Origin of the sequence: Saccharopolyspora rosea, assembly GCF_025643595.1 — a bacterium.
In the GTDB taxonomy this organism is placed as follows: Bacteria; Actinomycetota; Actinomycetes; order Mycobacteriales; family Pseudonocardiaceae; genus Saccharopolyspora; species Saccharopolyspora rosea.
In genome coordinates, this window is the sequence record NZ_CP102826.1 from 120,129 (window position 1) to 145,960 (window position 25,832).

A 25,832-nucleotide genomic window follows, 5' to 3' on the forward strand; every position below is an offset into this window, starting at 1 on the left:
GTGCGGCGAAGGACAACGCAGCGACGGCCGGACTGGGAGGCCAAGGTCGCCGAACTGGGGCTCGTGTTCGGCACGCCCGCCCGCGCGGCGGACGGCTCGGCGCGGCCCTACTGGGACGAGGGCGTGCACTACGAGTTCGGCCTCGACGAGGTGCTCTCGCTGGAGGCCGACGTCGAACTGCTCCAGTCCATGTGCCTGGAGGCCGTCGACCACGTGGTGACCACCGAGCGGTACAAGGACTTCGGCATCCCGGAATGGGTGTGGCCGCACATCGCCGAGTCGTGGCGGCGGCACGACCCGCACCTGTACGGCCGGTTCGACCTGCGCTACGACGGCACCGGCCCGGCGAAGCTGCTGGAGTACAACGCCGACACGCCCACGTCGCTGCTGGAGGCGGCCGTGGTGCAGTGGCACTGGCTCACCGAGTGCCACGAGGGCGACGACCAGTGGAACTCGCTGCACGAGAAGCTCGTCGAGCGCTGGCAGGAGATCGGCGATCAGCTCGGCAGCAGCGAGGTGCACTTCACCTGGTCGTCGGCGGACGCCACCGGGGAGGACCACCTCACCGCCGCCTACCTGCAGGAGACCGCCGCCGAGGCGGGCATGGACACCGTGGGCCTGGCCATCGAGGAGATCGGCTGGGACACCCTGCTGGAGCGCTTCGTCGACCTCGAAGAGGCGCCGATGCACTCGGTCGTCAAGATCTACCCCTGGGAGTGGATGGTCGACGACGACTTCGGCAGGCACGCCGTCAACACGCTCCCGCAGACGCAGTGGATCGAACCGCTGTGGAAGATGTTGCTGTCCAACAAGGCGCTGCTGGCGATCCTGTGGGAGATGCACCCGGGGCACCCCAACCTGCTGCCGACGTTCCTCGACCAGCCGGGCCTGCTCACCGAGTACGTCCGCAAGCCCCGGCTCGGCCGGGAGGGCAACAACATCGCGGTCGTCGCGCCCGGGTGGGAGACCGAGACCGGCGGCGTGTACGGCGAGGAGGGCTACGTCTACCAGGCGTTCGACCCGCTGCCCGAGTTCGACGGGATGCGTCCGGCGCTGGGCGCCTGGGTCGTCGGCGACGCCGCCGCGGGCCTCGGCATCCGGGAGACCGCCGGCCTGATCACCGACGACGGCGCCGCGTTCGTCCCGCACCGCATCCCCGACGGGTCCTGAGTACTCGGCCTCGGGTGGCAACCCCACCCGAGGGCCCGCGTTGCGGCGTCAGGGGCTACGCTGACCAGCTGTGATCGACCTGAAGACGCTACGCGAGGATCCGGAAGCCGTTCGCGCTTCGCAGCGCGCCCGGGGCGAGGACGCGTCCCTGGTGGACGCGCTGCTGTCCGCCGACGAGCGTCGCAGGTCCGCGGTCGCCCGCGCGGACGCGTTGCGCGCCGAGCAGAAGCAGCTCGGCAAGAAGGTCGGCAAGGCCCGCGGCGAGGAGCGCGACGAGCTGCTGGCGCAGGCCAAGGACCTCGCCGCGAAGGTCAAGGAGGCCGAGGCCGCGCAGACCGCGGCCGACGAGGAGCTGCACGCCGCGCACAAGAAGGTCTCCAACGTCGTCGACCCGGCCACCCCGCCCGGCGGCGAGGAGGACTACGCGGTGCTCAAGCACGTCGGCGTGCCCCCGGAGTTCGACTTCGAGGTCGCCGACCACCTGGAGCTGGGCCTGGGCCTGGGCGCGCTGGACATGGAGCGCGGCGCGAAGGTCTCCGGCGCCCGCTTCTACTTCCTCACCGGCATCGGCGCCCAGCTGGAGCTGGCGCTGCTGAACATGGCCGCCGCGCAGGCCACCGCGGCCGGGTTCACGCTGGTCGTCCCGCCGGTGCTGGTCCGCCCCGAGATCATGGACGGCACCGGGTTCCTCGGCGCGCACGCCAGTGAGGTGTACCGGCTGGAGGAGGACGACCTGTACCTGGTCGGCACCTCCGAGGTGCCGCTGGCCGGGTACCACTCGGGCGAGATCGTGGACTTCTCCCGCGGTCCGCTGCGCTACGCGGGCTGGTCGTCGTGCTTCCGCCGGGAGGCCGGGTCGTACGGCAAGGACACCCGCGGCATCATCCGCGTCCACCAGTTCAACAAGCTGGAGATGTTCGTCTACTGCCGGGAGGAGGACGCGGCCGACGAGCACCAGCGCCTGCTGGCCTGGGAGGAGGAGATGCTCGCCAAGATCGAGGTGCCCTACCGGGTCATCGACACCGCGGCCGGGGACCTCGGCGCGAGCGCGGCGCGCAAGCTGGACTGCGAGGCGTGGGTGCCCAGCCAGCAGACCTACCGCGAGCTGACCTCCACGTCGAACTGCACGACGTTCCAGGCGCGGCGGCTGAACACCCGCTACCGCGACGAGGACGGGCGCACCCGCATCGCCGCGACGCTCAACGGCACGCTCGCCACCACCCGCTGGATCGTGGCCATCCTGGAGAACCACCAGCAGTCCGACGGCTCGGTGCGGGTTCCCGAGGCGCTGCGCCCGTTCCTCGGCGGGCGCGAGGTGCTCGAACCGGTCGCGTGAGGCCGGGTGAGTGAGCCGGTCTTTGAACCTGGCTCGGAGTTGGTACATGAGGAGGGGCTCCCGGAGCGAGCCGGGCCGCTGAGGTTCCGCTACCGGCACCGCCACCCCAAAAGAGTTCGAAGGCAGGCTCTGCGGTTCCGCTACCCGCCAAGCAAAACGAGTTCCGGGACACTAAGCCGCGCGGACCTCGTCGGCCAGGCCCTTCTCGGTGGTGACGCGCACCAGGGCGGCGGCCAGCCGCGCCAGGTCGGGCCCGTCGACGAACTCGGCGAGCCGGTCCGGCGCGGTCGGCAGCCCCAGCTTGTCCGCGCCGCTGAGCGCCTTCTTGTCGAAGTAGGGGCGCAGTTCGGGCCACACGGCCTGGGCCTCGCGGCAGAAGATGTCCACCCCGACGGGGCCCAGCCGCGGCACCTCGCGCAGCTCGCGGGCCGCCGACAGCGCGATGCCCGCCTTGATCCGGGTGGACAGCAGCACGGCCATCACCAGCAGCCGGTACAGCTGGGACGGTTTGTTCTCCAGCTTGATCCCCGCTTCCGCGGCGAAGGTGGTGCCCGCCTGCTCCAGCAGGTTCTGCACGACCTTCTTCGCCGACATCGCAGCGACCTCCCGTCTCGGGTGTTCCTGCCGGAGTGGCTACCCCGGGCTCGGGCGCATCACACGTCACGGCGAACGCCCGGCGGCGGACCTATCGTGGGTGGCGTGTCGGAACGATCGGACGTCCCCGGCGGGTCGCGGCCCCAGGCGTTGGCCGGACTCGGTGACCGCATCCGACGGCTGCGCGCGGCGCGCGGACTGGACCGCGCCGCGCTGGCGGCGAAGCTCGACCTCGACGCGGAGTACCTGGGCACCGTGGAAAGCGGCGCCGCCACGCCGTCCTTGGACGTCCTCGCGCAGGTGGCCGCCGCGCTGGACGTCGGGTTGTCCGAGCTGTTCACCGACACCAGGCCCGGTCCCGCGGCCGTGGTGCTGCGCGGCGACGAGGTGCCGACGGTGGAGTCGGGCGGCATGTCCATGCAGGTCCTGACGCCGCGCGCGGTGATCCCCGGGCTGTACGCGGCCCGCTACCGGATCTCCCCGACGAGCACCGCGGTGCGCCCGGTGCGCCACGAGGGCCACGACTGGTTGTACGTGCTCAGCGGCCGGTTGCACGTCGAGTTCGAACAGGACGAGACGACGCTGCGCGCCGGCGACAGCGTCAGCTTCAGCTCCCGCGTGCCGCACCGGCTGTCCGCGATGGGAGCCGAACCCGCCGAGTTCCTCGCGGTCGGCGCCACCCTCCTGGAAACGCGCAGCGGCCTTTCGGAACCCTGACGCGCGTCTCGGGCTCGTGGTGCGTAGCGGTGCTCAGAGCTCCGGGAGGACCTCGGAGGCGATCTCCTCCACGGTGGACTCGGTGCCCGCGTAGGGGGCCTCGGCGCGCGGCCAGTGCGTGATGACGTCGGTGAAGCCGAGCTCGCGGGCGCGGCCGACCATGTTCCGGAAGCACTCCACACTGGACATCGAGTAGACCGGCCCGGCGTCCAGCTGGAGGTAGCGGTCCACCTTCTCGCGGCCGTTCTCGGCGAGCACGTCACCGAACCGCAGCGAGAGGTCGGCGACCGACCGCCACCACGCCTCCTCCTCGTCGTGGGCGGTGCCGGTGGTGACCCACCCCTGGCCGTAGCGGGCGGCCAGCCCCATGGCCCGGGGGCCGTTGGCGGCGATGACGAACGGCAGCCGCGGTTGCTGGACGCATCCCGGGCTGCGGCGCGCTCCCACCGCGGCGTAGTGCTCGCCGGAGTAGTCGGTGACGTCCTGGGTGAGCACGGTGTCGAGCAGTTCGACGAACTCGCCGAACCGGTCGGCGCGCTGCGCCGGGGACAGCTCGCCGCCGCCCAGCACCGCGGCGTCGAAGCCGAGGCCGCCCGAGCCGATGCCCAGGGTGATCCGGCCGTCGGAGACGTCGTCCAGCGCCGTCAGCTCCCGGGCGAAGTGCACCGGGTGCCGGAAGTTCGGCGACGCGACCAGGGTGCCCAGTCGGATCGTCGAGGTCACGGTGGCGGCCGCGGTCAGCGTCGGCACCGCGTCGAACCACGGTTTGTCCACAAGGGACCGCCAGCCGAGGTGGTCGTAGGTCCAGGCGTGGGCGAAGCCGTACTCCTCGGCCATCCGCCACATCGGCTCGGCCGCCCACCACCGGTGTTCGGGCAGAATCACGATCCCAACTCGCACGCTGTCGACCGTATCTGCCCGGGGCCGTCTCCCTCGACCCGATCGGGTGATCCGGATGTGGTGCGGCTCGCGTGCCGTCCGCACGTTGGGACGAGGCAGGATGGACGGGTGCGCCAACCTCGCCTCGTGGCATCCGACGTGGACGGAACGCTCCTCGACCCGATGGAGCGGGTGACTCCGCGCACCGCGAGCACGGTGCGCCGCGTCGCGGCGTCGGGCACTCCCCTCGTGCTGGTCACGGGCCGTCCGCCGCGGTGGATGCCGGAGGTCGTGACGGACCTGGGCGTGGCCGGGTTGGCGGTCTGCGCCAACGGCGCGGTGCTCTACGACGCGAGCCAGGACCGCGTGCTGCACAGCCGCCGGATCGACCCGGTCGTGCTGCACGACGTCGTGCACGACCTCCGGCACGAGATCCCCGGCTGCTCCTTCGCGGTCGAGCGGGTCACCGACGGTGCGCGCGACCGCCCGCACGAGCAGTTCCTGGCCGAGCGGGAGTTCCGCCGGACGTGGCCGAACTCGGACATCCGCGTGGTCGGCACCGCCGAGGTCGTCGGCAGGCCCGCGGTGAAGCTGCTGGTGCTGCACGAGGAGTGGACCAGCGAGGAGATGGCCTCGGTGGCGCGCGAGGTGATCGGCACCGAACTGCAGCTGACCTACTCCACCGGGGCGGGCCTCATCGAGTTCTCCGCGCCGGGCGTGGACAAGGCGACCGGGCTGCGCGACGTGGCCGACCGCTTCGGCGTGCCGCCCGCGGACGTCATCGCCTTCGGCGACATGCCCAACGACGTGCCGATGCTGCACTGGGTCGGCCACGGCGTGGCGATGCGCAACGCCCACCCGGCCGCGCTCGCCGCGGCGGACGAGGTCACCACCACGAACACCGAGGACGGCGTGGCCGAGGTCCTCGAACGCTGGTGGTGACCGCACCGCGCAGCCGAGTGCGGGCGGGTCCGCCAGGCAGGCGCTCAGGGAGCGGGCTGCCGGGCGGCGGCGCGGATCGCGTCCAACTGCTCGTAGCCGTGCTGCCCGGGGCAGGCGGTGTTGCTGACGTCCCGGTGCCCGAAGATCGTCGGCAGCGGGACCCGCGCCCCGGCGGGGAACTTCGACCTGGGAGCGCCCTCGGCGGTCAGCGTGGTGCGCCCGTCCGGCGGGACGCCGACCTGCCCGAGCTTCCAGCCGGCGATCCGCGCCACCGCGCGGACGGTCTCGGGGGTCGGGGCGACCTGGTCGAAGTTGCCCATCATCGCCACGCCGAAGGTGTTGCGGTTGAAGCCCGCGACGTGCCCGCCGATCACATCGCCCCGCCCGGCGTCCGCGGCGTCCCACGGCTGCCCCGCCCGGCCTTCGAAGACGGTCCCGCACTTGTCGACCAGCGCGTGGTAACCGATGTCGCCCCACTTCAGCTCCACCGCGTGGTACTGGAAGATGCCGCGCACGAGCTCCGCCGACTGCGCGCACGCGTAGTCGTTGGTCCCGGCGGTGTGGTGCACCGTGATCGCCTTGGTCGTGGTGCGTTGCGGCGGCCACGTCATCAGGTGTTCGTCGGCGCCCCATTCGGCGCGCGTGACGACGGCGGGCCCACCGCCGCGCCCCTCGCGCGGTGCCGGGGCGGGCGAGGGGTCGGGCGCGATCGCCACCAGCCGGAGCTCGTCGGTCACGTCGGCCGCGCCGCGGCGCGCCCGCACCTCGGCGGTGTCGGTCCGCCCGGTCCACAGCGGTTCGGTGCCCCGGCCCGAGTCGGCGGGGTCGAGGTGCGTCCAGGCGCTCCAGCGCTCGCCGGTGCGCACCCGGACCTCGACGTCGTCGGGTGCCGCACCGTCCCAGGTGAGCCCGAGCACGCTGAACGGACGGGCGGTGTGCACCGCGCGCGTGGCATCGCGCTGCTCGGCGACGTCGCGCAGCGCGACGTGCTCGGTGCCGGTGCGGGTGTCGGGGACCGCGTGCGCTGTCGACGTGGCCAGCAGCATCGCGATCGGAACACACAGCAGTGAACGCAAGACGACCCCCTCAGACCGTTGATCAGCGCGGATTCCCGCGCGAGTATGCGGCGTTCTCCGAGCGGGCGCTTGGTCGGCTGCTCTGGACGGGTGAGCGTCAGGTCCGCCGGACGGCCCCGGCCGGTCGTGGCGCGCCGCTGCCGAGCGGGCGCGGCCGGAACCGCACGCAGGCCACCGCGCAGGCGAGGAGGAATCCGATGCCGATCAGCGTGTAGGCGTTGCCGACGACCTGCTGCGAGAACGTCCAGCTCAGTTCCCGGTCCCCGGTGTTCGGCAGGTACCACTGCGGGCCGACGAGCACCACCACCGCGCAGATCCCGACCGTCAGCAGGATCCCGTACCAGCCGCGGCGCAGCGCCATCGCGAACAGCAGCGCCAGCGTCGGCGCCGCCCAGACCCAGTGGTGCGACCAGGAGATCGGCGAGACCAGCAGCACCAGCACCGCGTTGACCATCAGCGCCAGCGGCGGGTTGGCGGTCCGCAGCGCGTACCGGATCCCGAGCACGGCCAGCCCCAGCAGCACCACCGACCCGGCGATCCACAGCACGTCGAGCTCGGTGCCGGTGATGCTCTGCTTGGCGATCAAGCTGCGCAGCGTCAGGTTGCCCGCGTAGACGGTGCCGAACGAGTCCCCTGTGGACAGCATCTTGTCCAGCCACCAGTCCGCCGAGTCCTCCGGCGCCGCGATCAGGCCGAGCACCACGGTCGAGGCGAACGTGACCGCGCTGATCGCCGCCGCGCGGAAGTCCCGGCGCAGCAGGAAGAACAGCAGGAAGCCCAGCGGGGTCAGCTTGATCGCGCCCGCCAGGCCGACCAGCAGGCCGCGCGGCCACCGGGTGCGGGGCAGCAGGCAGTCGGCGGCGACCAGCGCCATCAGCACCAGGTTGATCTGGCCGTAGTTGATCGTCTCGCGGGCCGGTTCGATCAACGTGAGCACCGGCATCAGCAGCGCGGTGACCACCGCGACGTGACCGGCGCGCGGTGCGAGGTAGCTCGACGAGCGGGCCAGGCAATAGGCGGTGACCAGGATCGCCAGGTGCGACAGCACCGCGACGGTGACGATCGCGGCGTCCACCGACATCCACGCCAGCGGCACGAACAGCAGCGCCGCGAACGGCGGGTAGATGAACGGCAGCGTTGCGCTGTCCGGCGTTTCGGGCGTGAGGTCGTCGCCGTACACCTGGTACCCGCGCAGCCACGCCCGCGCGCCGAGCCGGTAGACCTCGGTGTCCATGTAGCCGCGGGTGTGGATCCAGTGCACGAACCAGATCGCGCAGATTTCCACCACGATCGCCGCGACCAGCAGGAACCGCCTATCGCGCGCCCACGACACGCCGTTGATCACCACCCCAGTATCCGGCGCCCGCCCCCACCCGTCGGCAGGGCCGACGGGCGGCGCTCGGCACCGGTCGATGTTACCGAAACGCGACTCACCGGGCGGGCCGCCGCACGGCGCCGCCGGGCCGCAGCGAACGGTACCGAGTAGGTCACCGGCCGTGGCGGGAAGTCCCTGCGCACCGGCGCTCGACCGCCCGTGGGGGTGATGTCGATACTCCTCGTAGCCGGGCATACCGGGTTACGTCAACGCGGTTACGGACCGGCGCGCCGTGGCCGCTACCCTCGACGACTGTGAGCTTCGCAGGCTATGACCTGATCGTTGTTGGTTCCGGATTCTTCGGACTGACGATCGCAGAGCGCGCCGCCACCCAGCTCGACAAGCGGGTGCTGGTGCTGGACCGTCGTGACCACATCGGGGGCAACGCCTATTCGGAGGCCGAGCCCGAGACCGGCATCGAGGTGCACCGCTACGGTGCGCACCTGTTCCACACGTCGAACAAACGCGTGTGGGACTACGTGAACCAGTTCACCGAGTTCACCGACTACCAGCACCGGGTGTTCACCAAGCATCAAGGGCAGATCTACTCGTTCCCGATGAACTTGGGCCTGCTGTGCCAGTTCTTCGGTCGGGCGTTCACCCCGGACGAGGCGAAGGCGCTGGTCGCCGAGCAGGCCGCGGAGATCGACACCGCGGATGCGCAGAACCTGGAGGAGAAGGCCATTTCGCTGATCGGCCGACCGCTGTACGAGGCGTTCGTGCGCGGTTACACGGCCAAGCAGTGGCAGACCGACCCCAAGGAACTGCCCGCTTCCACGATCACCCGGCTGCCGGTCCGCTACACCTTCAACAACCGCTACTTCAACGACACCTACGAGGGCCTGCCGGTCGACGGGTACACGGCCTGGCTGGAGAAGATGGCCGAGCACCCGAACATCGAGGTGCGGCTGAACACGGACTTCTTCGACGTGCGCGGCGAGCTGCCCGCCGTCCCGGTGGTCTACACCGGGCCGCTGGACCGCTACTTCGACTACTCCGAGGGCGAGCTGAGCTGGCGCACCCTGGACTTCGAGACCGAGGTCGTCGAGACCGGGGACTTCCAGGGCACGCCGGTGCTGAACTACGCCGACGAGGAGGTCCCGTACACCCGGATCCACGAGTTCCGGCACTTCCACCCGGAGCGGGACTACTACCCCAAGGACAAGACGGTGGTCGTCCGGGAGTACTCCCGGTCCGCGGAGAGCGGCGACGAGCCGTACTACCCGATCAACACCCCCGAGGACCGGCGCAAGCTGGAGTCCTACCGCGAGCTGGCCAAGAAGGAGGCCAAGGAGCGGAAGGTGATCTTCGGCGGCCGCCTCGGCACCTACAAGTACCTGGACATGCACATGGCGATCGGCTCGGCGTTGAGCATGTTCGACAACAAGATCGCCCCGTACTTCACCCAGGGCCGTTCGCTGGACGGCTCGCTGGAGGACTGACGTGACCGACCGGACCCCAACCGCCGCCGCGGGTGAGAGCAAGCTCAGCGACGTGACCTCGATGCGCTCCGGTACCGGCGACGCGCCGGCCGAGCAGGTGCTGCAGCGGGTCGTGTTCCCGCGCGGCGAGGACCCGTTGGACGTGCGCCCCCTCTACATCGACGAGCCCGCGTCGCTGCACAGCACGGCGACCGTGGTCTCGCGCCGGTGCGTGCGGGTGCCCGCGCACAGCAAGATCTCGTTCGCCACGTACTTCAACGCCTTCCCGGCCAGCTACTGGAAGCGCTGGACGAAGGTCGACGAGGTCGTGCTCCGGATGAAGGTCACGGGGTCCGGTCGGCTCGACGTCTACCGCTCCAAGCCCAACGGGGACAGCGTCCACCTGCAGGGCACCCCGGTGAGCAGCCCCGACGAGTGGACGTCGTTGGAGTTCCGGGTCGCGCTCACGCCGTTCGAGGACGGCGGCTGGATCTGGTTCGACGTGTTCACCAACGACTCCTCGCTGACCGTCGACGAGGCGTCGTGGACCACCGACGTGGCGCTGCCCCGGCAGAAGGTGGTGGTCGGCACCACCACGATCCGCCCGGCCGACTGCATCCTGGCGCTGCGCACCCTCGGCGAGGACCCGCAGGTCATGGACGTCGTGGAGAAGGTCGTGGTCGCCGACCAGGGACCGCAGAAGATCCGCGACACCGACGGCTTCGCCGAGGCCGCCGAGCGCATCGGCGACAAGCTCCAGGTCATCGAGCAGGCCAACCTCGGCGGGTCCGGCGGGTTCACCCGCGTCATGTACGAGGGCGTCTACAACTCCGACGCCGACCAGGTCATGGTCATCGACGACGACATCGCGCTGGAGCCGGACGGCGTGCTGCGCGCGAACGCCTTCGCCCGCGCCGCGTCGCAGCCGGTCATCGTCGGCGGCCAGATGCTCAACCTCCAGGCCCGCTCGCGGCTGCACACCATGGGCGAGGTCGTCGACCTGGGCGCGGCGATGTGGCGGGCCGCGCCGGGTGCGGTCACCGACCACGACTTCGCCAAGAAGCCGCTGCGCAAGACCGCCAAGCTGCACCAGCGCATCCACGCCACCTACAACGGCTGGTGGATGTGCCTGTTCCCGCGCGAGGTCATCGAGCGCACCGGACTTCCGCTGCCGCTGTTCATCAAGCACGACGACTCCGAGTACTCGCTGCGCGCGGGCGGCCACGGCTTCCCGACGGTGACGCTGCCGGGCGCGGCGATCTGGCACATGCCGTGGACGGACAAGAACGACGCGACCGACTGGACCGCGTACTTCCACGTCCGCAACCGGCTCGTCCTCGCCGCGCTGCACAGCCCGGAGGAGGTCAAGTTCAACCTGGTCAAGCAGGGCCTCAAGCTCACGCTGCGGCACCTGCTGTCCATGGAGTACTCGACCGTCGCGGTGCAGCTGAAGGCGATCGAGGACTTCCTGGCCGGCCCCGAGGGCCTGTTCGACAGCCTGCGCACGAAGCTGCCGGAGGTCCGGGAGCTGCGCAAGGACTACGACGACGCCAAGACCCTGGAGTCGGCCCGCGAGTTCCCGCCGCCGTTCTCCGACCCGATCGCGGCCGAGGGCATGCTCAAGCCGCCGGTGAACCCCGCGGTCATCGCGGCCCGCGCGTCCAAGGCGCTGCTGCACAACCTCAAGAAGCCGGCGCAGGAGGCGTCCGAGCGGCCGGAGCTGAACGTGCCCGCGGCCAGCGCCCGGTGGTTCCTGCTGGGGAACCTGGACAGCGCGACGGTCTCCAACGCCGACGGCAGCGGGGTGGCGTTCCGGCGCCGCGACCCGGACGAGTTCCGCAGGCTGGGGCTGCGCGCCCTGGCCGACTACCGGAGGCTGGGTCAGGAGTGGTCCCGTCTGCGGGACGCGTACCGTGCGGCTCTGCCCGACCTGACCAGTGCGGAGTCCTGGAAGCAGGTCTTCGACCAGAACTGACCCCGACCCGAGTCCCCGGAGAAGAAGTGTCCGCAGAACTGACCTCGGCGCCCCTGCCGGACGAGCAGGGCGCCGCGCAGACCGACGAAGCGCGGTCGGCGGTCACCCCCGAGACCGTCGCGCTGCGCAAGGTGCAGGGCGTGCTGGCCAAGCCCGCGGTGGTGAAGACCGCGCAGGCGATGTCGCTGTTCGGCGAGCACGCCGGCGGCTGGCTGGCGATCGGCGCGCTCGGCGCGCTGGTCGACCGCAAGCGCCGCGGCGAGTGGCTGACCGCCGCGGCCGGCGTCGCCGCCGCCCACGGGGCGTCCATCGCGGTCAAGCGGGTGGTGCGCCGCCGCCGCCCGGCCGACCCCGACGTGCAGGTCCTGGTCGGTACGCCGAGCAAGTTGAGCTTCCCGTCCTCGCACGCGACGTCCACGACGGCCGCCGCGGTGCTCTACGGCGGGTTGACGGGCAAGAAGCTGACCCCGGCGCTGGTGCCGCCGATGATGGTCAGCCGGCTTGTCCTGGGGGTTCATTATCCGAGCGATGTGGTCGCCGGTTCCGCGCTCGGCGGTGCCGTGGCGTGGGGCGTGCGGCGATTCATGAGACGGCGGAGGAACCGTGGCTGACAAGAAGAAGACCGGTGCGGCCGTCAGCGAGGAGCCGACCGCGGACCCAGGCCAGGCCGAGCACCCGGTGCGTTCCGAGGAGGCCGCGGCCGAGATCGAGGCCGACGCCGAGGGCACCATCGGCGCCGAGTTCGGCGACGAGGCCCTCGAACCGGAGCAGGCCAAGAACGACGACGTCAAGGACCGCGCGTCCGACGCCTACCACGCGAAGGTCACCGCCAAGGCGGGCACGATGTCCGGCCTGGTCACCGGCCTGATCAAGGAACTGCGCCCGAAGCAGTGGGTGAAGAACGTCCTGGTGCTGGCCGTGCCGTTCCTGGCCGGCCAGATCCTGAACCCGGACGTCCTGGTCAAGGCCGTCGTCGCGTTCGTGGTGTTCTCGATGGCGGCGTCGGGCATCTACTTCGTCAACGACGCCATCGACGTGGAGGCCGACCGGGCCCACCCGACGAAGCGGAACCGGCCGATCGCGGCCGGGCTGATCCCGGTGCCGATCGCCTACGTGGTCTGCGTGCTGCTGCTCGGCGGCTCGCTGGCCATCTCGGCGGTGACCAGCCACACCCTGCTGGCGGTGATGGCGGTCTACATCGCGGTGCAGCTCGGCTACTGCTTCGGCCTCAAGCACCAGCCGGTGATCGACCTGTGCATCGTGGCGTCCGGCTTCCTGCTGCGCTCGATCGCCGGTGGCGCGGCCGCCGGCCTGGCCATCACGCAGTGGTTCTACCTGGTGGTGGCGTTCGGCTCGCTGTTCATGGTGGCGGGCAAGCGCTACGCCGAGGTCAAGCTGGCGGCCGAGACCGGCGCCAAGATCCGCAAGTCGTTGAAGGCGTACTCGCCGTCCTACCTGCGGTTCGTGTGGGCCATCGCGGCAGCGATCACGATCATGTCCTACACCCTGTGGGCCTACGACATCCGCGAGGAGGTCCAGTCCCGCTGGGGTCTGATCTCGGCGATCCCGATGGTCGTGGCGATCCTGCGCTACGCGGTGGACATCGACAAGGGCGTGGCGGGCGAACCCGAGGAAGTGGTCCTCAAGGACAAGATCCTCATGGTCCTCGGCGCCATCCTCGCGGGCTGCCTGGCGCTGGCCTTCTACCTGTAGAGCGCGACTCGCCGAGCGCCCCCTGGTGCCACCAGGGGGCGCTCGCGCATCTGGCGGAGCTCGCGCGCTGATCGGCTCAGGGACGGTCGAGGCCCAGCTGGTGGACGACGTCGTGGGCCATGGCGATCGCGTAGCTCTGGCCGCGGTCCTGGGGGTAGATCTGGGACATCGTGGCCAGCGTCACTCCCGGCATCGACGTGCGGTGGCCGGGGATCATCGAGCGGTACCGCGGGGTCACGATCGGCTGGGCGAAGCCAGCGCGGGAGAAGTGCCAGTCCAGGATCCACGAGCGGTCGAAGTCCGGGTTCAGCTCGCGCAGCCACGGCACGTAGCGGTCCAGCAGCTCGGCGGGGTCGGTGGTGAACCGCCAGTCGTCGCGCGGCACGTAGTTGCCGACGTAGACGACGTGCCGACCGCCGTACTCGGCGCGGTCGACCATGTTCGTGTGCTCGACGACGGCCAGGAACGGGAACGCGGTGTCGTTGATGTTCAGCCAGTAGTACGGGATGACGCTGCGGTCGCACTCCAGCACGAAGCAGGTCGCGCCGAGGTACTGGTTGCGCCACAGCACGTGGTCGGTCGCCACGCCCGCGGCCTCGGCGAACACCGGCTGCGGGACGGTGGCGATCAGGTGGTCGAACTGGTACCCGCTGCCGTCGGAGGTCCGCACCAGCACGTCCTGCTCGGGTTGGCGGATCGTCGACACCGGTTTGCCGAACTCGACCTTGCCGCCGCGTTCGGTCACCGCGTCCAGCAGCGCCTGGTAGACCTGCTCGAAGCCGCCGTGCACGTAGCCGAGCTCGAAGGTGCGGTAGTGGATGCGCGCCCACAGCCAGGCCATCGAGATGTCCGCGGCGTGCGGGCCGAACTTGCCGGTCAGCAGCGGTTCCCAGATCGTCTCGGTGACGCGCCGCCCGGCCCAGCGCCGCATCCAGTCCAGCGCCCGCACCGAGCCGAACCGCTGTCCGTCGCGGACCGCCTTGAGCACCGCGGACGAGGCGCCGAAGCGCAGCCGGTCGAGCAGCGAGAACCCGGGGAAGCGCAGCATCTCCGCCGGGGTGCCGAAGTCGTGCAACCGCCCGCCGACGTAGACGCCGGTGCGGGGGCGGTGGAACCGCAACCGGTGACCGAGCCCGAGCTCCTCGATGAGTTCGACCATGGCCCGATCGGTCTTGAAGCTGTGGTGGTAGAAGCGTTCCAGCGCGGTGCCGCCGACCTCGATCGACGCGGCCAGGCCGCCGGGTTCGGCGGACGCTTCCAGGACGGTGACGTCGTGCCCCGCCTTGACCGCGTCGAACGCGGCGGTCAGCCCGGTGGCACCCGCCCCGACGATGCCCAGCCTCATCCGAAACTCCACTTCCGGTTGATCGTGTACTGGAAAGCGAGCACGACCGGCAGCGAACCCGCCTTCACCAGGTTCGGGTCGATGCCCAGCAGCCCCGAGAAGACCTGGAGCAGCACGAAGGTCAGGACGATGCCGGCGAGGCCGACGGCGTAGAACCGCGCGAACCGCACCAGGATCCGGTCCCGCTTGCGGAAGTTGAACCGCGCGTTGAGCGCGAAGTTGTTGGTGATGCCCGCGGTGGTGCTGATCGCGTTGGCCAGTTGCGGGTGCAGTCCGACGACGTTGAACAGCAGCAGGAACAGCAGGTAGTCCAGCACCACCCCGCTGCCGCCGATCAGCGCGTACAGCAGCAGCGACCGGCCGGTCGGCTGCTCGTCGGCCACCGGGGCCTCAGTCCTGGTCATGCCGGATCACTTTCCGCACGATGTAGAGGGGGCGTTGCTGCACCTCGCTGTAGATGCGGCCGATGTAGCTGCCGATCACGCCCAGGGACAGCATCTGCACACCACCGAGGAACAGCATCGCGACCATGAGCATCGTCCACCCGGACACGGTGATCGCCGGGAAGAAGACGCGGAGCGCCACAGCGTAGGTGATGCCGAGCATCGCCAGGGCGAGGCTCACGAAACCCATCCGAGTGATCAGCTTGAGCGGCGCGGTGGAGAAGCTGGTCACGCCGTCGGCGGCCAGCCGCAGCATCTTGCGCATCGGGTACTTCGTCTCGCCTGCGACGCGCTCGTCCCGGTCGAACAGCACCTCGGCGTGCCGGAACCCCATCGACGCGACCATGCCGCGGATGAACCGGCTGCGTTCCCGGAAGCCGCGCAGCTCCTCGGCGGCGCGCCGGTCCAGCAGCCGGAAGTCCCCGGTGTCGACGGGGATCTCGACGTCCGCGCAGCGCCGCAGCACGCGGTAGTAGGTGTGCGCGGTGAGGCGCTTGAAGGCGGTGTCCCGCCGGGTGCGGCGGCGCGCGGACACGATCTCGGCCCCGTCCGCCCAGGTGTCGATGAGTTCGAGGCTGACCTTGGGCGGGTCCTGCAGGTCGGTGTCCATGATGATCACCGCGTCGCCGGTGGCGTGGTCGAGCCCGGCGGTGATGGCGATCTGGTGGCCGAAGTTGCGGGAGAAGTCCACCACCCGCACCCGCGGGTCGTGCTCGGCCATCTCGTGCAGCTGGGCCAGCGACCCGTCGTCGGAGCCGTCGTTGACGTAGACGAACTCGAAGTCGTACTCGGGGCGGGCGCTCACCGCGGCGGTCAGTTCCTCGTGGAAGCGCCGGATCCCGGCCTCCTCGTTGAACACCGGCAGCACGTACGAGACCAGTCTCGGCGGATCCGCGTCACAGGCCCGCTGCTGCGGGAACGGGGCCTGTCGGCGCACCGTGTCGGCCATGGTCACTCCCCTCGCCAACCCCACCGTGGAACTGCAACGCCGTGGACGTCGGAACGGTTGCCGGGACACGGGAAATCAACCTCGATGAGGTGATGCCGTCCGCCGTCGTCCGGACGGTCGGTCACCGCGGGCGGTCGAGCGCATAGCCCTTTCCGGGGACCGACCGGCCTGGTCGCCGCGCCGCCCGGTCGCTCGCTCGGTCCGGTGGCTGCCGAGCAACCGCCCGCTCGGCGCAGCGGCGGGGTGCCGACGGGCAACACGATCGCCACCGTCACCCCCTGCTCCTGCGCCGACCGAGGCGGGCGTCCAGCGAGCGGTCGAAGCGCCGGTTCCGCTCCGCGAACACGGCAGGCGAGGTGTGATCAGCACCACGCCGCGACCAGGGTAGTGGCTCCGACACCGCCCAGCGCGCCGAAGCGGTGCGTCCATTCGGACGGTATTTCGCGCCAGTAGTCCGTTGTGGACGGTGGGACTCATCGCTGGTGCAGCGTGAAGGGGTACGGGCCGTCGCCGTCCGCGCCGCCGACGACCTCGCGGTGCCGGGTCGTGGCGTAGGCGTCGCGGGGGACGTCGTAGCTCACCGCGTAGACGTGGCCCCAGTTCACGCCGGGGGCGTCGCGCAGCCGGGCGGGCACCTCGAAGCGCTGCGACATCATCGGCACGCCCGCGAACACCCCGCCCCACTGCGGGTCGTAGGTCATCGACCACTCACCGCTGCCCGGGGAGACGAGCACGCCGGGGCTCGCGGCGAGGCCGTGCCCGACGTCCGGGTAGCCGAACCGGCACGGGAACAGGAAGCTGATCGACCAGTCGATCAACTCCGGTTGCTGCCCGTCGAGCACCCGCGACAGCGGCACCACGTCGCGGACCGAGGGCGCGCTCACCCGCAACCAGCCCTGTTCGTCGGTGGTGCGGTCGACCGCGTGCACCCGGACCCGGTCCGCGCCGGGCGGGACGTCGCGCGCGTCGACGGTGAACAGCCGCCAGGGCCGGAAATCGCGCCAGTGCTGCGGGCGGCCCTGCTTGGGGTCGTCGAAGGGCAGTTCCGTCGGCGGGGGGTCGCGCAGCTCCTGCACGTGGACCGGGCGGACCCGCCGGCCGTCGGCGGTGCCGAACTCCAGGCTCACCGAGTTGCCCTGTTCCGGGCGGCCCGCCAACCACACGCCGAGCGCTTGGTTGGAACCCAGCCCGGGCAGGGCGAACCACTGCGTGGTCAGGGTTCCGGTGTTCTGCGGAGCGCCGCTGGTCCAGGTGAACGGCGTGGACGCCACCGGGCGCACCTCGCCCGCGGGTTTCTCGTCGTCCGCGTGCGGCACCGGGCGCAGCGGCCCGCCGGCGCGGTCCGCGCGCAGTTCGGCGTCCTGCGGCACGGGCCCGCCCGGGGTGAACCCGTCGAGGTCGGCGGCTCCCTGGACCGGGAACAGCCGGTGCGCGAACGGCACCGCCTCGATCTGGTTCTCGATCCCGCAGCTGGAGCCGCGCAGGCTCTGCACGTTGGTGCGCGCGAGGGAGAACCGCTCGCCCATCACCCGCGGGACCGCGAGGAACGAGCCGAGCAGCACGGCCACCGACGTCAGCGCGGCCAGCGACAGGATCGACGACGGCACCACCGTCCACGCGTGACCGGGGCGGGGAGCGCCTCCCAGCAGGGCCCGCAGCCGGACGAGGGCGTACGCCCCGGCGCCGCAGGCCGCGCCGACCGCCAGCCAGGCCACCGGGCTGTCCAGCGGTAGCCCGCCCGGGCGGATCGGCGTGTCCGCCCAGGGCACCGCGATCCGGGAGAAGGTGGGCCACTGGTTCGGCCCGCTGAACGACACGGCCGCCGCCGCTGCCGCCGCCAGCCCGCCGACCACTCCCAGCAGCCGGGCCTCCCGCCGCGCCTGCCGGAGCCGTCCGAGCCGGGCCAGCACGACCGTCGTCGTCGCCAGCAGCGCGGCCCCGACCCCGGCGAACGCCCCGAAGTGGTGCGACCACTTCGACGGGGTCAGCCACAGCGCGACGAACACCGCCGCGACCGAGCCGACCAGCAGCGGCAGGTCGGTCGTCCGCGCCCAGCGGTGCACCTGCCGGAGCAGGCAGGCCGCGGTGAGCAGCAGTGCCGTGAGGACCAGGAACACCGCCAGCCGCTTGCCCGCGTTGCCCCAGAACGTGGTGCCCAGCAGCGCCGCGTAGCGCTCGAACTCCTGGTACCAGCCCAGACTCGGGCCGAACTCGTCGTGGATCTCGGTCGCCCGCCGGACCCCGTTCCAGGTCGAGTCGGCGAACATCGCGACGAGCCCGACCGAACCGAGGCAACCGAGCAGCGCGACGCGCGCCGGGATCGCGATCCAGCGCGTCAGCGCGTCGCGCCGCACCACGATCCGCCAGATCCGCCCGGCGAAGACCAGGACGGTCAGCACGGCGGCCACCCCGGTCGGCGTGACGGCCACCGTCAACCCCGCGACCAGCGCCGCGGTGCCCAGCCAGAACAACGGTGCCTGCGAGCGCTCCGCCTTGAGCAGTGCGGCGACGAGCGCGGTCATGCCGAGCGCGACGAACGGCTCCGGGCGGATGCCCAGCCCGAAGGGCAACCAGCAGGCCAGGAAGAACACCGCGGTGACCAGGTGCAGCGGTAACCGCCGCGTTCCCCGGCACAGCGGCTCCGCCACGCCGCGGCTGGCCAGCAGCCACGTCAGCACTCCGGCGACGACGCTGGGCACCCGCAGCCACGCCGGGGCCAGGCTGTGCGCCGAAACCCACCGCATCAGGTGCTGCACCAGCGTGAACGGGGCTTCCGAGGCGTTGAACCAGCGGTAGTAGTTGCCGATGTCCCCGCTGTCGGCGTAGTTGCGCACGGTCATCATCGCGAAGCCGTCGTCGTCCGTCGTCGGCCCGATGACCAGCCACAACCCGAGCACCGCCAGCACGGCGGCATCAACCAGCACCGGTGCCGTCGGGTTGAAACGGGCGGTGACCAGCGTCGCCGGCGACGGCGGGGCGTGCGCGAGCAGCAGACCCAGCGAGAGCGCGGCGAGCACGATCGCGGCCGCGACGAGCGTCGTCTTCAGCTCGGTCGACGTGGTGTCGAACCACGAGTACGGGTGGGCGTCGACGGAGATGCCGGCCGCCTGCTGCGGGCCGAGGTCGGTGCTGAAGGTGAAGATCTCCGGGGGCAGGATCCCGGGCAACGCGATCGGCGGCTGCCCGCCCGGCGCCACCAGCGACCCGTGGCCGTCGGCGTGGATCCGCAGACCGCAGTCCGCGCCGAGCGGTGGTAGCGGTATTTCCCGCTGGCCCAGCAGCAGTTCGGGGCGGCCCTGCCGGGTGGTGAGCACCAGGCCGTCCCGGTCGCTGCCCGGGGGGAGCGTGGACAGGACCGCGGTGGGGTGCGGGCGGTCGAGCGCGGCCCGCAGCGCCGAGCAGGGGACGGTCGCGTCGAACTCGGCGGGCCGGTACGGCGCGAAGAACGCGGTCGTCGACTCGACGGGTCCGTTCGGCCAGTGCACGTCGGTCCGGTCCAGCCACACCGGCGCGAACGGCAAGGCGACGGCGCAGCCGATCCCGGCGACGCCGACGCACAACCCGATCAGGTGCGCCAGCCACAGCCGCGTGCGCGGCATCGGAGCGCCCCCGGTTCCGGTGGGCTGCGGTCCGGCAGGCGGATCCAGCTGGGCCGAGCCGCTCCAGTGCTTCACCCGTGCTCCTCGTCGTCCGGCGCGGTCTGCCCGCACATCGTGGCGAATCGAGCGCAGCACGTGTCCGTCGGCGCGCCGAAATCATCCGGACGAACGCAGCCGGGAAGGAGTCGGCCGCCCGAACACCGCCGGGCGGCCGACGGGGGTCAGCCGTCCTTGCGGAACGCGCCGACGTAGACCTGGCTGGAACCGACGGGGAACGTCTGCCCCGGCTGGCCCTGGTCCGTGGGGTCCATCTCGATGATCCGATCACCGGGGCGCACCGTCATGTTCAGCGCCCAGACGATGCTCTGGGACGGCCCGTCCTCCTGCCAGTAGAGCCGCGAGCTCGCCGACTCGTTGGGCGCCAGGGTGATGCTGACCGGCGGCATCGAGGTGTCCTGCAGGTAGCCGATGCCCTCGCTGGGCTGCGCTTCGCGGTTGGTGAACTGGACCCACGGGTAGTCGGTGCGCAGGTGGCAGGACTTCCCCGAAATGTTGCGCACGTTGATGTAACCCAGCTGGGACGAGGTGCCGGGTTCCTCGTGGTGGCCGAACGACGCCTGGAGCGCGTTCGCGTCGCATTCCGCGACGGCGGCGGAGTCCGCAGAACCGGTGCCCGGATCGGTGGTGGAGGTGCGCGAGGACTGCTCCGAGGAGTCGGAAGCGTCGGAGGATTCCTGCGCGTCGGAGGACTTCGACGAGTCGGTCGAGCTGCCGCTCACCTCGGTCGGTGCCCCGACGTTCGAAGCGGTGGCGGTCCCCGCCTGCGGCTGCGTGGGCGAGGTCGAGACGGTCAACGTGCCGCAGGCGCTCAGCGACACCGCGAGAGTTCCCGCGGCTAACAGGGCATGTCCGGTGCGGCGCAAGTGCATTCGAGCCCCCTCAAGGCGTGGTGGTCATTGCCTTCCACCCCTATGGACGGCTCGTCGATCTCCCCGTTCCCCGAATTCGGTGTGATGCCGATCACGATCGGGTCCGTATCAGAAATCGGAGCTGTTCGCGGTCCACTATATCGGATCGAAACTTCGCGGTCGGCGGGCGGGAATTCCGGAGCACTGGCCGAACTGCCCGCGAAAAGACCGGAATTTCGCGTCGCCGAGCGGAATTCCGGCTGGAAAAAGCGGCGCGGGGCCGCCGGAGTCCGGCGGCCCCGCGCACGCGTGGCGGATCAGAACGGCAGGCGGCGGAAGACGACCCGCGGCAGGTGCCGCAGGACCGTCATCACCCAGCGCATCTGCGCCGGCGCCCACACCTGCTCCTTGCCCTTGCGGACGGCGTCCACGATGGACTCCGCGACCTGCTCGGGAGCCTGCGCCATCGGAGCGGGCTTCATGCCCTCGGTCAGCTTGGTGTGCACGAAGTTCGGGCGCACCACGGTGACCTTCACGCCCGCGTCGCTGAGCGCGTAGGTCAGACCGGTGTAGAACGCGTCCGCACCCGCCTTCGACGCGCCGTAGACGAAGTTCGACCGGCGGGCGCGTTCGGCGGCCGGGGACGACATCAGCACCAGGTGGCCGTGGCCCTGCTTGCGCAGCTTCTCGGCCAGCCGCACGCCCAGCGTCACCGGGGCGACGTAGTTGACCTCGGCGACCTCGCGGGCGGCCTCGACGTCGGTCCACCCCTTCTCGTTGTCGCCCTGGACGCCGAACGCGACCAGGGTGATGTCGATGTCGCCGTCGGCGAACGCCTTCTCGACCACCTCGGCGTGGGTCTCGGGGTCGCGCGCGTCGAACGGCACGGTGGTCACGGTGCCGCCGGTCTTGCGCAGCCGCTCCGCCGCGGCCTCCAACCGGTCGGACGGACGGGCGGCGAGCACGATCCGCAGCGGGCGCTGCGCGGCGTACTTCTCCGCGGTCGCGAGCGCGATGTCGGAGGTGCCGCCGAGGACAAGCAGGGACTGGGGGTTACCGACTGCGTCGATCACAGCTCAAGCCTCCGGCTCATGTCTGAGGCGAAAATGCCTTCGGGGTCAACGGATTGGCGGATTTTGCGGAACTCGTCGACTCGCGGGTACATCTTGTGGAACGTCTCCGCCGTGGTCCGCGAGTCCTTCGCGGTGTACAGCCGGCCGCCCAGCGCGAGGACGTCCTCATCCAGCTCGGTGCAGAACCGACCCAGCCCGTCCACGATCGGGAAGTCCAGGCACACCAGCCAACCCGGGTGCGGGTAGGACAGCGGCGCCCGGTTGCCCTCGCCCATCTTCTTGATGACGTTGAGGAACGAGACGTGCCCGGAGTGCGCGATCTTGCGCGTGATCCGCTTGAGGTCTTCTTCCTTGCCGTAGGGCAGGGAGAACTGGTACTGCAGGAAGCCCTGGGACCCGTACGCCCGGTTCCACTCGCCGATCATGTCGAGCGGGTGGTAGAAGGCGGTGAGGTTCTGGATCAGGTTCCGGCCCCGCTTCGGGGTCTTGCGGTAGTACAGCTCGCCGATCGCGCTGAACGACAGCTTGTTCGCCAGTCCCGGCGGGAAGACGTCCGGCAGCGTCAGCAGCTGCGGCGCGTCGAACTTCAGCGGGTTCGCGCGCAGCTTCGGCGGCAGCTGGTCGACCGTGGCGAGCGAGCCCCGGCCGAACGCGGCGCGGCCCAGCTTCGGCCCGGTGGAGATCGTGTCGAACCACGCCGAGGAGTAGGTGTACCTGTCGTCGGAACCGTCGTTGAACAGCTCGATCGTCTCGTCGAGGTTGGCGGTCCGGTCGACGTCGGCGATGAAGTAGGCGGTCTCCGTCCGGGTCATCCTGATCTTCGCCCGGAGGATGATGCCGGTCAGCCCGATGCCCGCGACGGTGGCCCAGAACAGCTCGGCGTCCTCGCCCTCCGGGGTCAGCGTGCGGACCTGGCCGTCGGCGGTGAGCAGGTCCATCGACACCACGTGATTGCCGAAACTCCCGGCGCTGTGGTGGTTCTTGCCGTGGATGTCGTTGGCGATCGCGCCGCCGACGGTGACCTGGCGGGTGCCCGGCAGCACCGGAACCCACAGGCCGTAGGGCAGCGCTGCCTTCATCAGCTGGTCCAGGCTGACCCCGGCGTCCACGTCCACCATCGCGGTGTCCGGGTCGATCTCGTGGATCCGGTTCAGCCTCGTCATGTCGATGACCACGCCGCCGGCGTTCTGCGCGACATCGCCGTAGCTGCGACCCAGGCCGCGGGCGATGACGCCGCGCTCGTCGGCGGTGCGGACCGCTTCCGCGATCGCGTCGATGTCCGTGGTGCTGAGCACGCGCGCCCGCGAAGGGGCGGTGCGCGCCCAGCCCACCAGTTCCTTGGTCTGCAGTGCTGTTGTCACAGCTTGAGCCTCCGGGACAGGTCGGAGTGGAAGACGCCGTCCGGGTCGACGGAGTCGCGGATCTTGCGCCACTCGCCGATGCGGGGGTACATCCGCTCGATCATCTCGGGCGTGGTGCGGGATTCCTTGGCCAGGTACAGCCGGCCGCCCGCCTCCAGCACCATCTCGTCCAGCTCCCGGCACAGCCGGTCCAGGCCCGGCGTGATCGGGATGTCGACGGTCAACGTCCAACCCTCGCGCGGGAACGACATCGGCGCCGGGTTGGCCTTGCCGAACGTCTTGAGCACGTTGAGGAACGACACGTGGCCCGACGCGCTGATCTTGTCGATCGAGCGGCGGAACATCGCCTCCTGGCCGAACGGCACCATGAACTGGTACTGGAGGAAGCCGTTCGAGCCGTACACCCGGTTCCACTCGCCGACCAGGTCGAGCGGGTGGAAGAACTGGGTGATGTTCTGCACCAGTCCGTACTTCGTCGGCGCCTTGCGGTACCAGAGCTCGTTGAACGCGGTGATGGTGAACTTGTTGACCAGGCCGTTGGGGAAGATCGGTGGGGCGGTCATCAGCTGCGGCGCGTTGAACTTCAGCGGGTCCTTGCGCAGCTTCTTCGGCAGGTCCTCCAGCTTCGCGGAGTTGCCGCGGGTCAGCAGCGCGCGACCCATCTTGTCGCCGCGGGCCAGCGAGTCGAACCAGGCGACGGAGTAGACGTAGTTGTCGTCCGAACCGTCGGTGAAGTGCTCGATCAGCTCGTCCAGGTTCTTGGTCTGGACGTTGTCCACCAGGAAGTAGGCGGTTTCGACGCGCTTGAGCTGGATCGTCGCGTTCAGGATGATGCCGGTCAGGCCCATGCCGCCGACGGTGGCCCAGAACAACTCGGACCCCTCGCCGTCCGGGGTGAGGGTGTGCACCTCGCCGTCGGCGGTGAGCAGGTCCATCGCGAGCACGTGGCTGCCGAAGGAGCCCTGCGAGTGGTGGTTCTTGCCGTGGATGTCCGAGCCGATGGCGCCGCCGACGGTGACCTGCCGGGTGCCCGGCAGCACCGGGATCCACAGCCCGTGCGGCAGCAGCCTGCGCATCAGCGTGTCCAGCGACACGCCCGCGTCGACGACGACCGTGGCCCCGTCCACGTCGATCCGGTGGATCCGGTCCAGCGCGGTCATGTCGATGACGGTGCCGCCGGCGTTCTGCGACGGGTCGCCGTAGCTGCGGCCCAGGCCGCGCGCGATGACACCGCGATCACCGGACTCGCGCACCGCGCGCGCGATCTCCTCGACGTCGGGGGTGCTGATGACGCGAGCCCTGGTCGGGGCTGTTCGCCCCCACCCGGTCAGCGTTCGAAGCTCGTCCTTTACCGATCCCACCCAGCCGAGTCTATCCGCGCGCTGCTCGCAGCCCCGGTAGCCCCGCACCGGGCCGGGCCGAAGGGGAAAACCGGTGCCATTCCACGCGAATCCGCCTGGTGATCGTCCTGCGGAGGGGGCGTCGCGGGTGCGACCGGAGCCGAGCGGAAGAACGGACATTCGCCGGGAAAAGGGCGTTTCCCGGGTGGTGGGCGGTCGGCGTCGGGCCGCGGTGCGGCGTCGCTACACTCGCCGGGGTCGTGTGTCCGAGGGCCCACTCGTCCCAGATTCCGAGGTGAACCAGTGGCCGTGGCCGAATCCACCGTCGAACCGGAGGCGTCCCGGAAGCGCCTCGGTGTCTTCCACCAGTTGATCCGCTTCGTCGTCATCGGTGGCGGCTGCGCGGTCATCGACGCGGGCACCTACTCGTTGATGCTGGCCCTCGGGTGGCCGATCTGGCTGTCCCGGGCGATCAGCTTCATCCTCGGTACGTCCACGTCGTACCTGCTCAACCGCAAGTTGACGTTCCACGGCGCGAACACCGGCAACACCACCGCCAAGGCGGGTGCTTTCGCGCTGGTCTACATCGTCACGTTCTTCGTGAACTGGGGCACCAACCAGCTGCTCACCACGCTGACCCACGCGCAGGGCAACTCCCTGCTGCTCGGCATCTGCTGGGTGGTCGGCCAGGGGCTCGGCACGCTGATCAACTTCGTGATGCTCAAGTGGGTCGTCTTCCGCGAGTGACCTCCGCCGCGCGGTCGGGTGCTCGCAACCGGTCGGGCGCGGCGGATCGTGGCTACACTCGCCGGGTCGTGCGCGCGTCGCAGATCCCGAGGTGACCCAGTGGCCGTGGCCGGACCGCAGACGACCGGGAAGCGTCTCGGGCTGTTCAACCAGCTGTTCCGCTTCGTCGTCATCGGCGGTGGCTGCGCGGTCATCGACGCGGGCACCTACTCGCTGCTGCTCGCCCTGGGGCTGCCGAACTGGGCGTGCAAGGCCGTGTCGTTCGTCCTCGGGACCTCCACCTCCTACGTGATCAACCGGAAGTTCACCTTCCGGGGCGCGAGCACCGGGAACACCACGGCGAAGGCGCTGGGCTTCGGCCTGGTCTACGGCGTCACGTTCTTCGTCAACGTCGGCACCAACCAGCTGCTGTACCTGACGTTGCCGCACTTCGCCCTGGCCTACGGCGAGCAGGTCCGCTACGCGATCTGCTGGACCGTCGCGCAGGCGCTGGCGACCCTGATCAACTTCGTGATGCTCAAGTGGGTCGTCTTCCGCGAGTGATCCGGGCGTGCCGGTGGAGGTTCCGTCACCCGCAACGACGGGCTCTCAGGCCCCGAAACCGGCGCTGCGGGAGGGCGAGCCGTAGGCGTGGGCGTCCGAGCGGTACGACTCGACGTGGGCCGTGGCGACGTGGGCGAAGTTCACCGAGAACCGGCCGCCGTCAGCCGTCCGGAGGGCCGTCGGCTGGCCGGCGGCCATCAGGTCGGCGAGGACGTCCCGGAGGGACTCCGCCTCCGCGGGGTCGAGGGCGACGTGCACGGGCTGGGCGATTCCGGTGAGGTGCAGGACGAGTCCTGGGCGCGAAGTGGTCATGGCGACCAGAGCAC

At 70.7% G+C, this 25,832-nt stretch carries 23 protein-coding genes; 10 read left to right on the plus strand and 13 right to left on the minus strand.

Features of this window, described 5'->3' with window-relative positions; genetic code table 11:
• On the plus strand, positions 1–1,170 hold the full coding sequence (locus NV263_RS00585) for a glutathionylspermidine synthase family protein (protein WP_263250383.1): 1,170 nt from the start codon (positions 1–3) through the stop codon (positions 1,168–1,170).
• Positions 1,171–1,240: 70 nt separating this feature from the next.
• Entirely contained in the window at positions 1,241–2,506 is a 1,266-nt protein-coding gene (gene serS, locus NV263_RS00590) for a serine--tRNA ligase (protein WP_263250384.1), read from the plus strand.
• Positions 2,507–2,677: 171 nt separating this feature from the next.
• Here serS and NV263_RS00595 read toward each other — a convergent pair whose 3' ends face one another.
• Positions 2,678–3,100 (minus strand): hypothetical protein, encoded by a 423-nt coding sequence (locus NV263_RS00595; protein ID WP_263250385.1) that lies wholly within the window; start codon positions 3,098–3,100, stop codon positions 2,678–2,680.
• Positions 3,101–3,205: 105 nt separating this feature from the next.
• On the opposite strand from NV263_RS00595, the gene NV263_RS00600 reads away from it, so the two are divergent.
• Positions 3,206–3,817, plus strand: a complete 612-nt coding sequence (locus NV263_RS00600; RefSeq protein ID WP_263250386.1) for a helix-turn-helix domain-containing protein — start codon at positions 3,206–3,208, stop codon at positions 3,815–3,817.
• Between the two features lie 33 nt (positions 3,818–3,850).
• Here the strand turns inward: NV263_RS00600 and NV263_RS00605 are convergent, their stop codons facing one another.
• Complete coding sequence (locus tag NV263_RS00605; protein WP_263250387.1) at positions 3,851–4,717, minus strand: LLM class flavin-dependent oxidoreductase; 867 nt, start codon at positions 4,715–4,717, stop codon at positions 3,851–3,853.
• A 108-nt stretch (positions 4,718–4,825) separates the two neighbouring features.
• Here NV263_RS00605 and NV263_RS00610 point away from each other — a divergent pair, with 108 nt between their 5' ends.
• Positions 4,826–5,638 carry an HAD family hydrolase gene (locus NV263_RS00610; protein ID WP_263250388.1) on the plus strand — a complete coding sequence of 271 codons (813 nt, stop codon included), beginning with the start codon at positions 4,826–4,828 and terminating at the stop codon, positions 5,636–5,638.
• Between the two features lie 44 nt (positions 5,639–5,682).
• Here the strand turns inward: NV263_RS00610 and NV263_RS00615 are convergent, their stop codons facing one another.
• Complete coding sequence (locus NV263_RS00615) at positions 5,683–6,714, minus strand: peptidoglycan recognition protein family protein (RefSeq protein WP_263250389.1); 1,032 nt, start codon at positions 6,712–6,714, stop codon at positions 5,683–5,685.
• 97 nt (positions 6,715–6,811) lie between these two features.
• A complete protein-coding gene (locus NV263_RS00620) occupies positions 6,812–8,059 on the minus strand; it encodes a glycosyltransferase 87 family protein (protein ID WP_263250390.1) in 1,248 nt (415 codons plus the stop codon).
• A 284-nt stretch (positions 8,060–8,343) separates the two neighbouring features.
• Here NV263_RS00620 and glf point away from each other — a divergent pair, with 284 nt between their 5' ends.
• From glf to NV263_RS00640, 4 genes are read left to right on the plus strand one after another with little or no spacing between them, the layout of a single operon-like run.
• Positions 8,344–9,531: a UDP-galactopyranose mutase gene (gene glf / locus NV263_RS00625; protein ID WP_263250391.1), complete on the plus strand. Its 1,188-nt coding sequence runs from the start codon at positions 8,344–8,346 to the stop codon at positions 9,529–9,531.
• A gap of 1 nt (position 9,532) precedes the next feature.
• Positions 9,533–11,485, plus strand: a complete 1,953-nt coding sequence (locus tag NV263_RS00630) for a glycosyltransferase (RefSeq protein ID WP_380760236.1) — start codon at positions 9,533–9,535, stop codon at positions 11,483–11,485.
• 26 nt (positions 11,486–11,511) lie between these two features.
• Positions 11,512–12,096, plus strand: coding sequence for a phosphatase PAP2 family protein (locus NV263_RS00635; RefSeq protein ID WP_263250392.1), 585 nt, complete (start codon positions 11,512–11,514; stop codon positions 12,094–12,096).
• Entirely contained in the window at positions 12,089–13,198 is a 1,110-nt protein-coding gene (locus NV263_RS00640) for a decaprenyl-phosphate phosphoribosyltransferase (protein WP_263250393.1), read from the plus strand. The genes NV263_RS00635 and NV263_RS00640 overlap by 8 nt, the downstream gene beginning before the upstream one ends.
• Positions 13,199–13,274: 76 nt before the next feature.
• Here NV263_RS00640 and NV263_RS00645 read toward each other — a convergent pair whose 3' ends face one another.
• From NV263_RS00645 to NV263_RS00680, 8 genes are all read right to left on the minus strand, one after another.
• On the minus strand, positions 13,275–14,543 hold the full coding sequence (locus tag NV263_RS00645) for an NAD(P)/FAD-dependent oxidoreductase (protein WP_263250394.1): 1,269 nt from the start codon (positions 14,541–14,543) through the stop codon (positions 13,275–13,277).
• A complete protein-coding gene (locus NV263_RS00650; protein WP_263250395.1) occupies positions 14,540–14,947 on the minus strand; it encodes a GtrA family protein in 408 nt (135 codons plus the stop codon). The genes NV263_RS00645 and NV263_RS00650 overlap by 4 nt, the downstream gene beginning before the upstream one ends.
• A complete protein-coding gene (locus NV263_RS00655; protein WP_263250396.1) occupies positions 14,934–15,935 on the minus strand; it encodes a glycosyltransferase family 2 protein in 1,002 nt (333 codons plus the stop codon). Before NV263_RS00655 ends, NV263_RS00650 begins: the two co-directional genes overlap by 14 nt.
• Before the next feature lie 473 nt (positions 15,936–16,408).
• Positions 16,409–19,609, minus strand: a complete 3,201-nt coding sequence (locus tag NV263_RS00660) for an arabinosyltransferase domain-containing protein (protein ID WP_263250397.1) — start codon at positions 19,607–19,609, stop codon at positions 16,409–16,411.
• A gap of 146 nt (positions 19,610–19,755) precedes the next feature.
• The gene (locus tag NV263_RS00665; protein ID WP_263250398.1) at positions 19,756–20,463 is read right to left on the minus strand and encodes a DUF4232 domain-containing protein; all 708 of its coding nucleotides are present in this window, start codon (positions 20,461–20,463) and stop codon (positions 19,756–19,758) included.
• A gap of 296 nt (positions 20,464–20,759) precedes the next feature.
• Positions 20,760–21,515, minus strand: a complete 756-nt coding sequence (locus NV263_RS00670; RefSeq protein WP_263250399.1) for a decaprenylphospho-beta-D-erythro-pentofuranosid-2-ulose 2-reductase — start codon at positions 21,513–21,515, stop codon at positions 20,760–20,762.
• Positions 21,512–22,876 carry an FAD-binding oxidoreductase gene (locus NV263_RS00675; RefSeq protein ID WP_263250400.1) on the minus strand — a complete coding sequence of 455 codons (1,365 nt, stop codon included), beginning with the start codon at positions 22,874–22,876 and terminating at the stop codon, positions 21,512–21,514. Before NV263_RS00675 ends, NV263_RS00670 begins: the two co-directional genes overlap by 4 nt.
• Positions 22,873–24,237 (minus strand): FAD-binding oxidoreductase, encoded by a 1,365-nt coding sequence (locus tag NV263_RS00680; protein ID WP_263250401.1) that lies wholly within the window; start codon positions 24,235–24,237, stop codon positions 22,873–22,875. The genes NV263_RS00675 and NV263_RS00680 overlap by 4 nt, the downstream gene beginning before the upstream one ends.
• Positions 24,238–24,525: 288 nt before the next feature.
• Between NV263_RS00680 and NV263_RS00685 the strand changes: the two genes are divergently transcribed.
• A complete protein-coding gene (locus NV263_RS00685) occupies positions 24,526–24,963 on the plus strand; it encodes a GtrA family protein (protein ID WP_317630384.1) in 438 nt (145 codons plus the stop codon).
• Positions 24,964–25,062: 99 nt separating this feature from the next.
• Positions 25,063–25,506: a GtrA family protein gene (locus tag NV263_RS00690; RefSeq protein ID WP_263250403.1), complete on the plus strand. Its 444-nt coding sequence runs from the start codon at positions 25,063–25,065 to the stop codon at positions 25,504–25,506.
• Positions 25,507–25,551: 45 nt separating this feature from the next.
• On the opposite strand, the gene NV263_RS00695 is transcribed toward NV263_RS00690, so the two are convergent.
• Complete coding sequence (locus NV263_RS00695; protein WP_263250404.1) at positions 25,552–25,818, minus strand: hypothetical protein; 267 nt, start codon at positions 25,816–25,818, stop codon at positions 25,552–25,554.
• Positions 25,819–25,832: the final 14 nt, after the last annotated feature.

What these genes read in the sequence shown, in the direction of transcription:
- NV263_RS00655 (WP_263250396.1), bottom strand. Translation starts at nt 15,935, where the DNA reads ATGGCCGACACGGTGCGCCGACAGGCCCCGTTCCCGCAGCAGCGGGCC.
- NV263_RS00595 (WP_263250385.1), bottom strand. Translation starts at nt 3,100, where the DNA reads ATGTCGGCGAAGAAGGTCGTGCAGAACCTGCTGGAGCAGGCGGGCACC.
- NV263_RS00645 (WP_263250394.1), bottom strand. Translation starts at nt 14,543, where the DNA reads ATGAGGCTGGGCATCGTCGGGGCGGGTGCCACCGGGCTGACCGCCGCG.
- NV263_RS00695 (WP_263250404.1), bottom strand. Translation starts at nt 25,818, where the DNA reads ATGACCACTTCGCGCCCAGGACTCGTCCTGCACCTCACCGGAATCGCC.
- NV263_RS00650 (WP_263250395.1), bottom strand. Translation starts at nt 14,947, where the DNA reads ATGACCAGGACTGAGGCCCCGGTGGCCGACGAGCAGCCGACCGGCCGG.
- NV263_RS00665 (WP_263250398.1), bottom strand. Translation starts at nt 20,463, where the DNA reads ATGCACTTGCGCCGCACCGGACATGCCCTGTTAGCCGCGGGAACTCTC.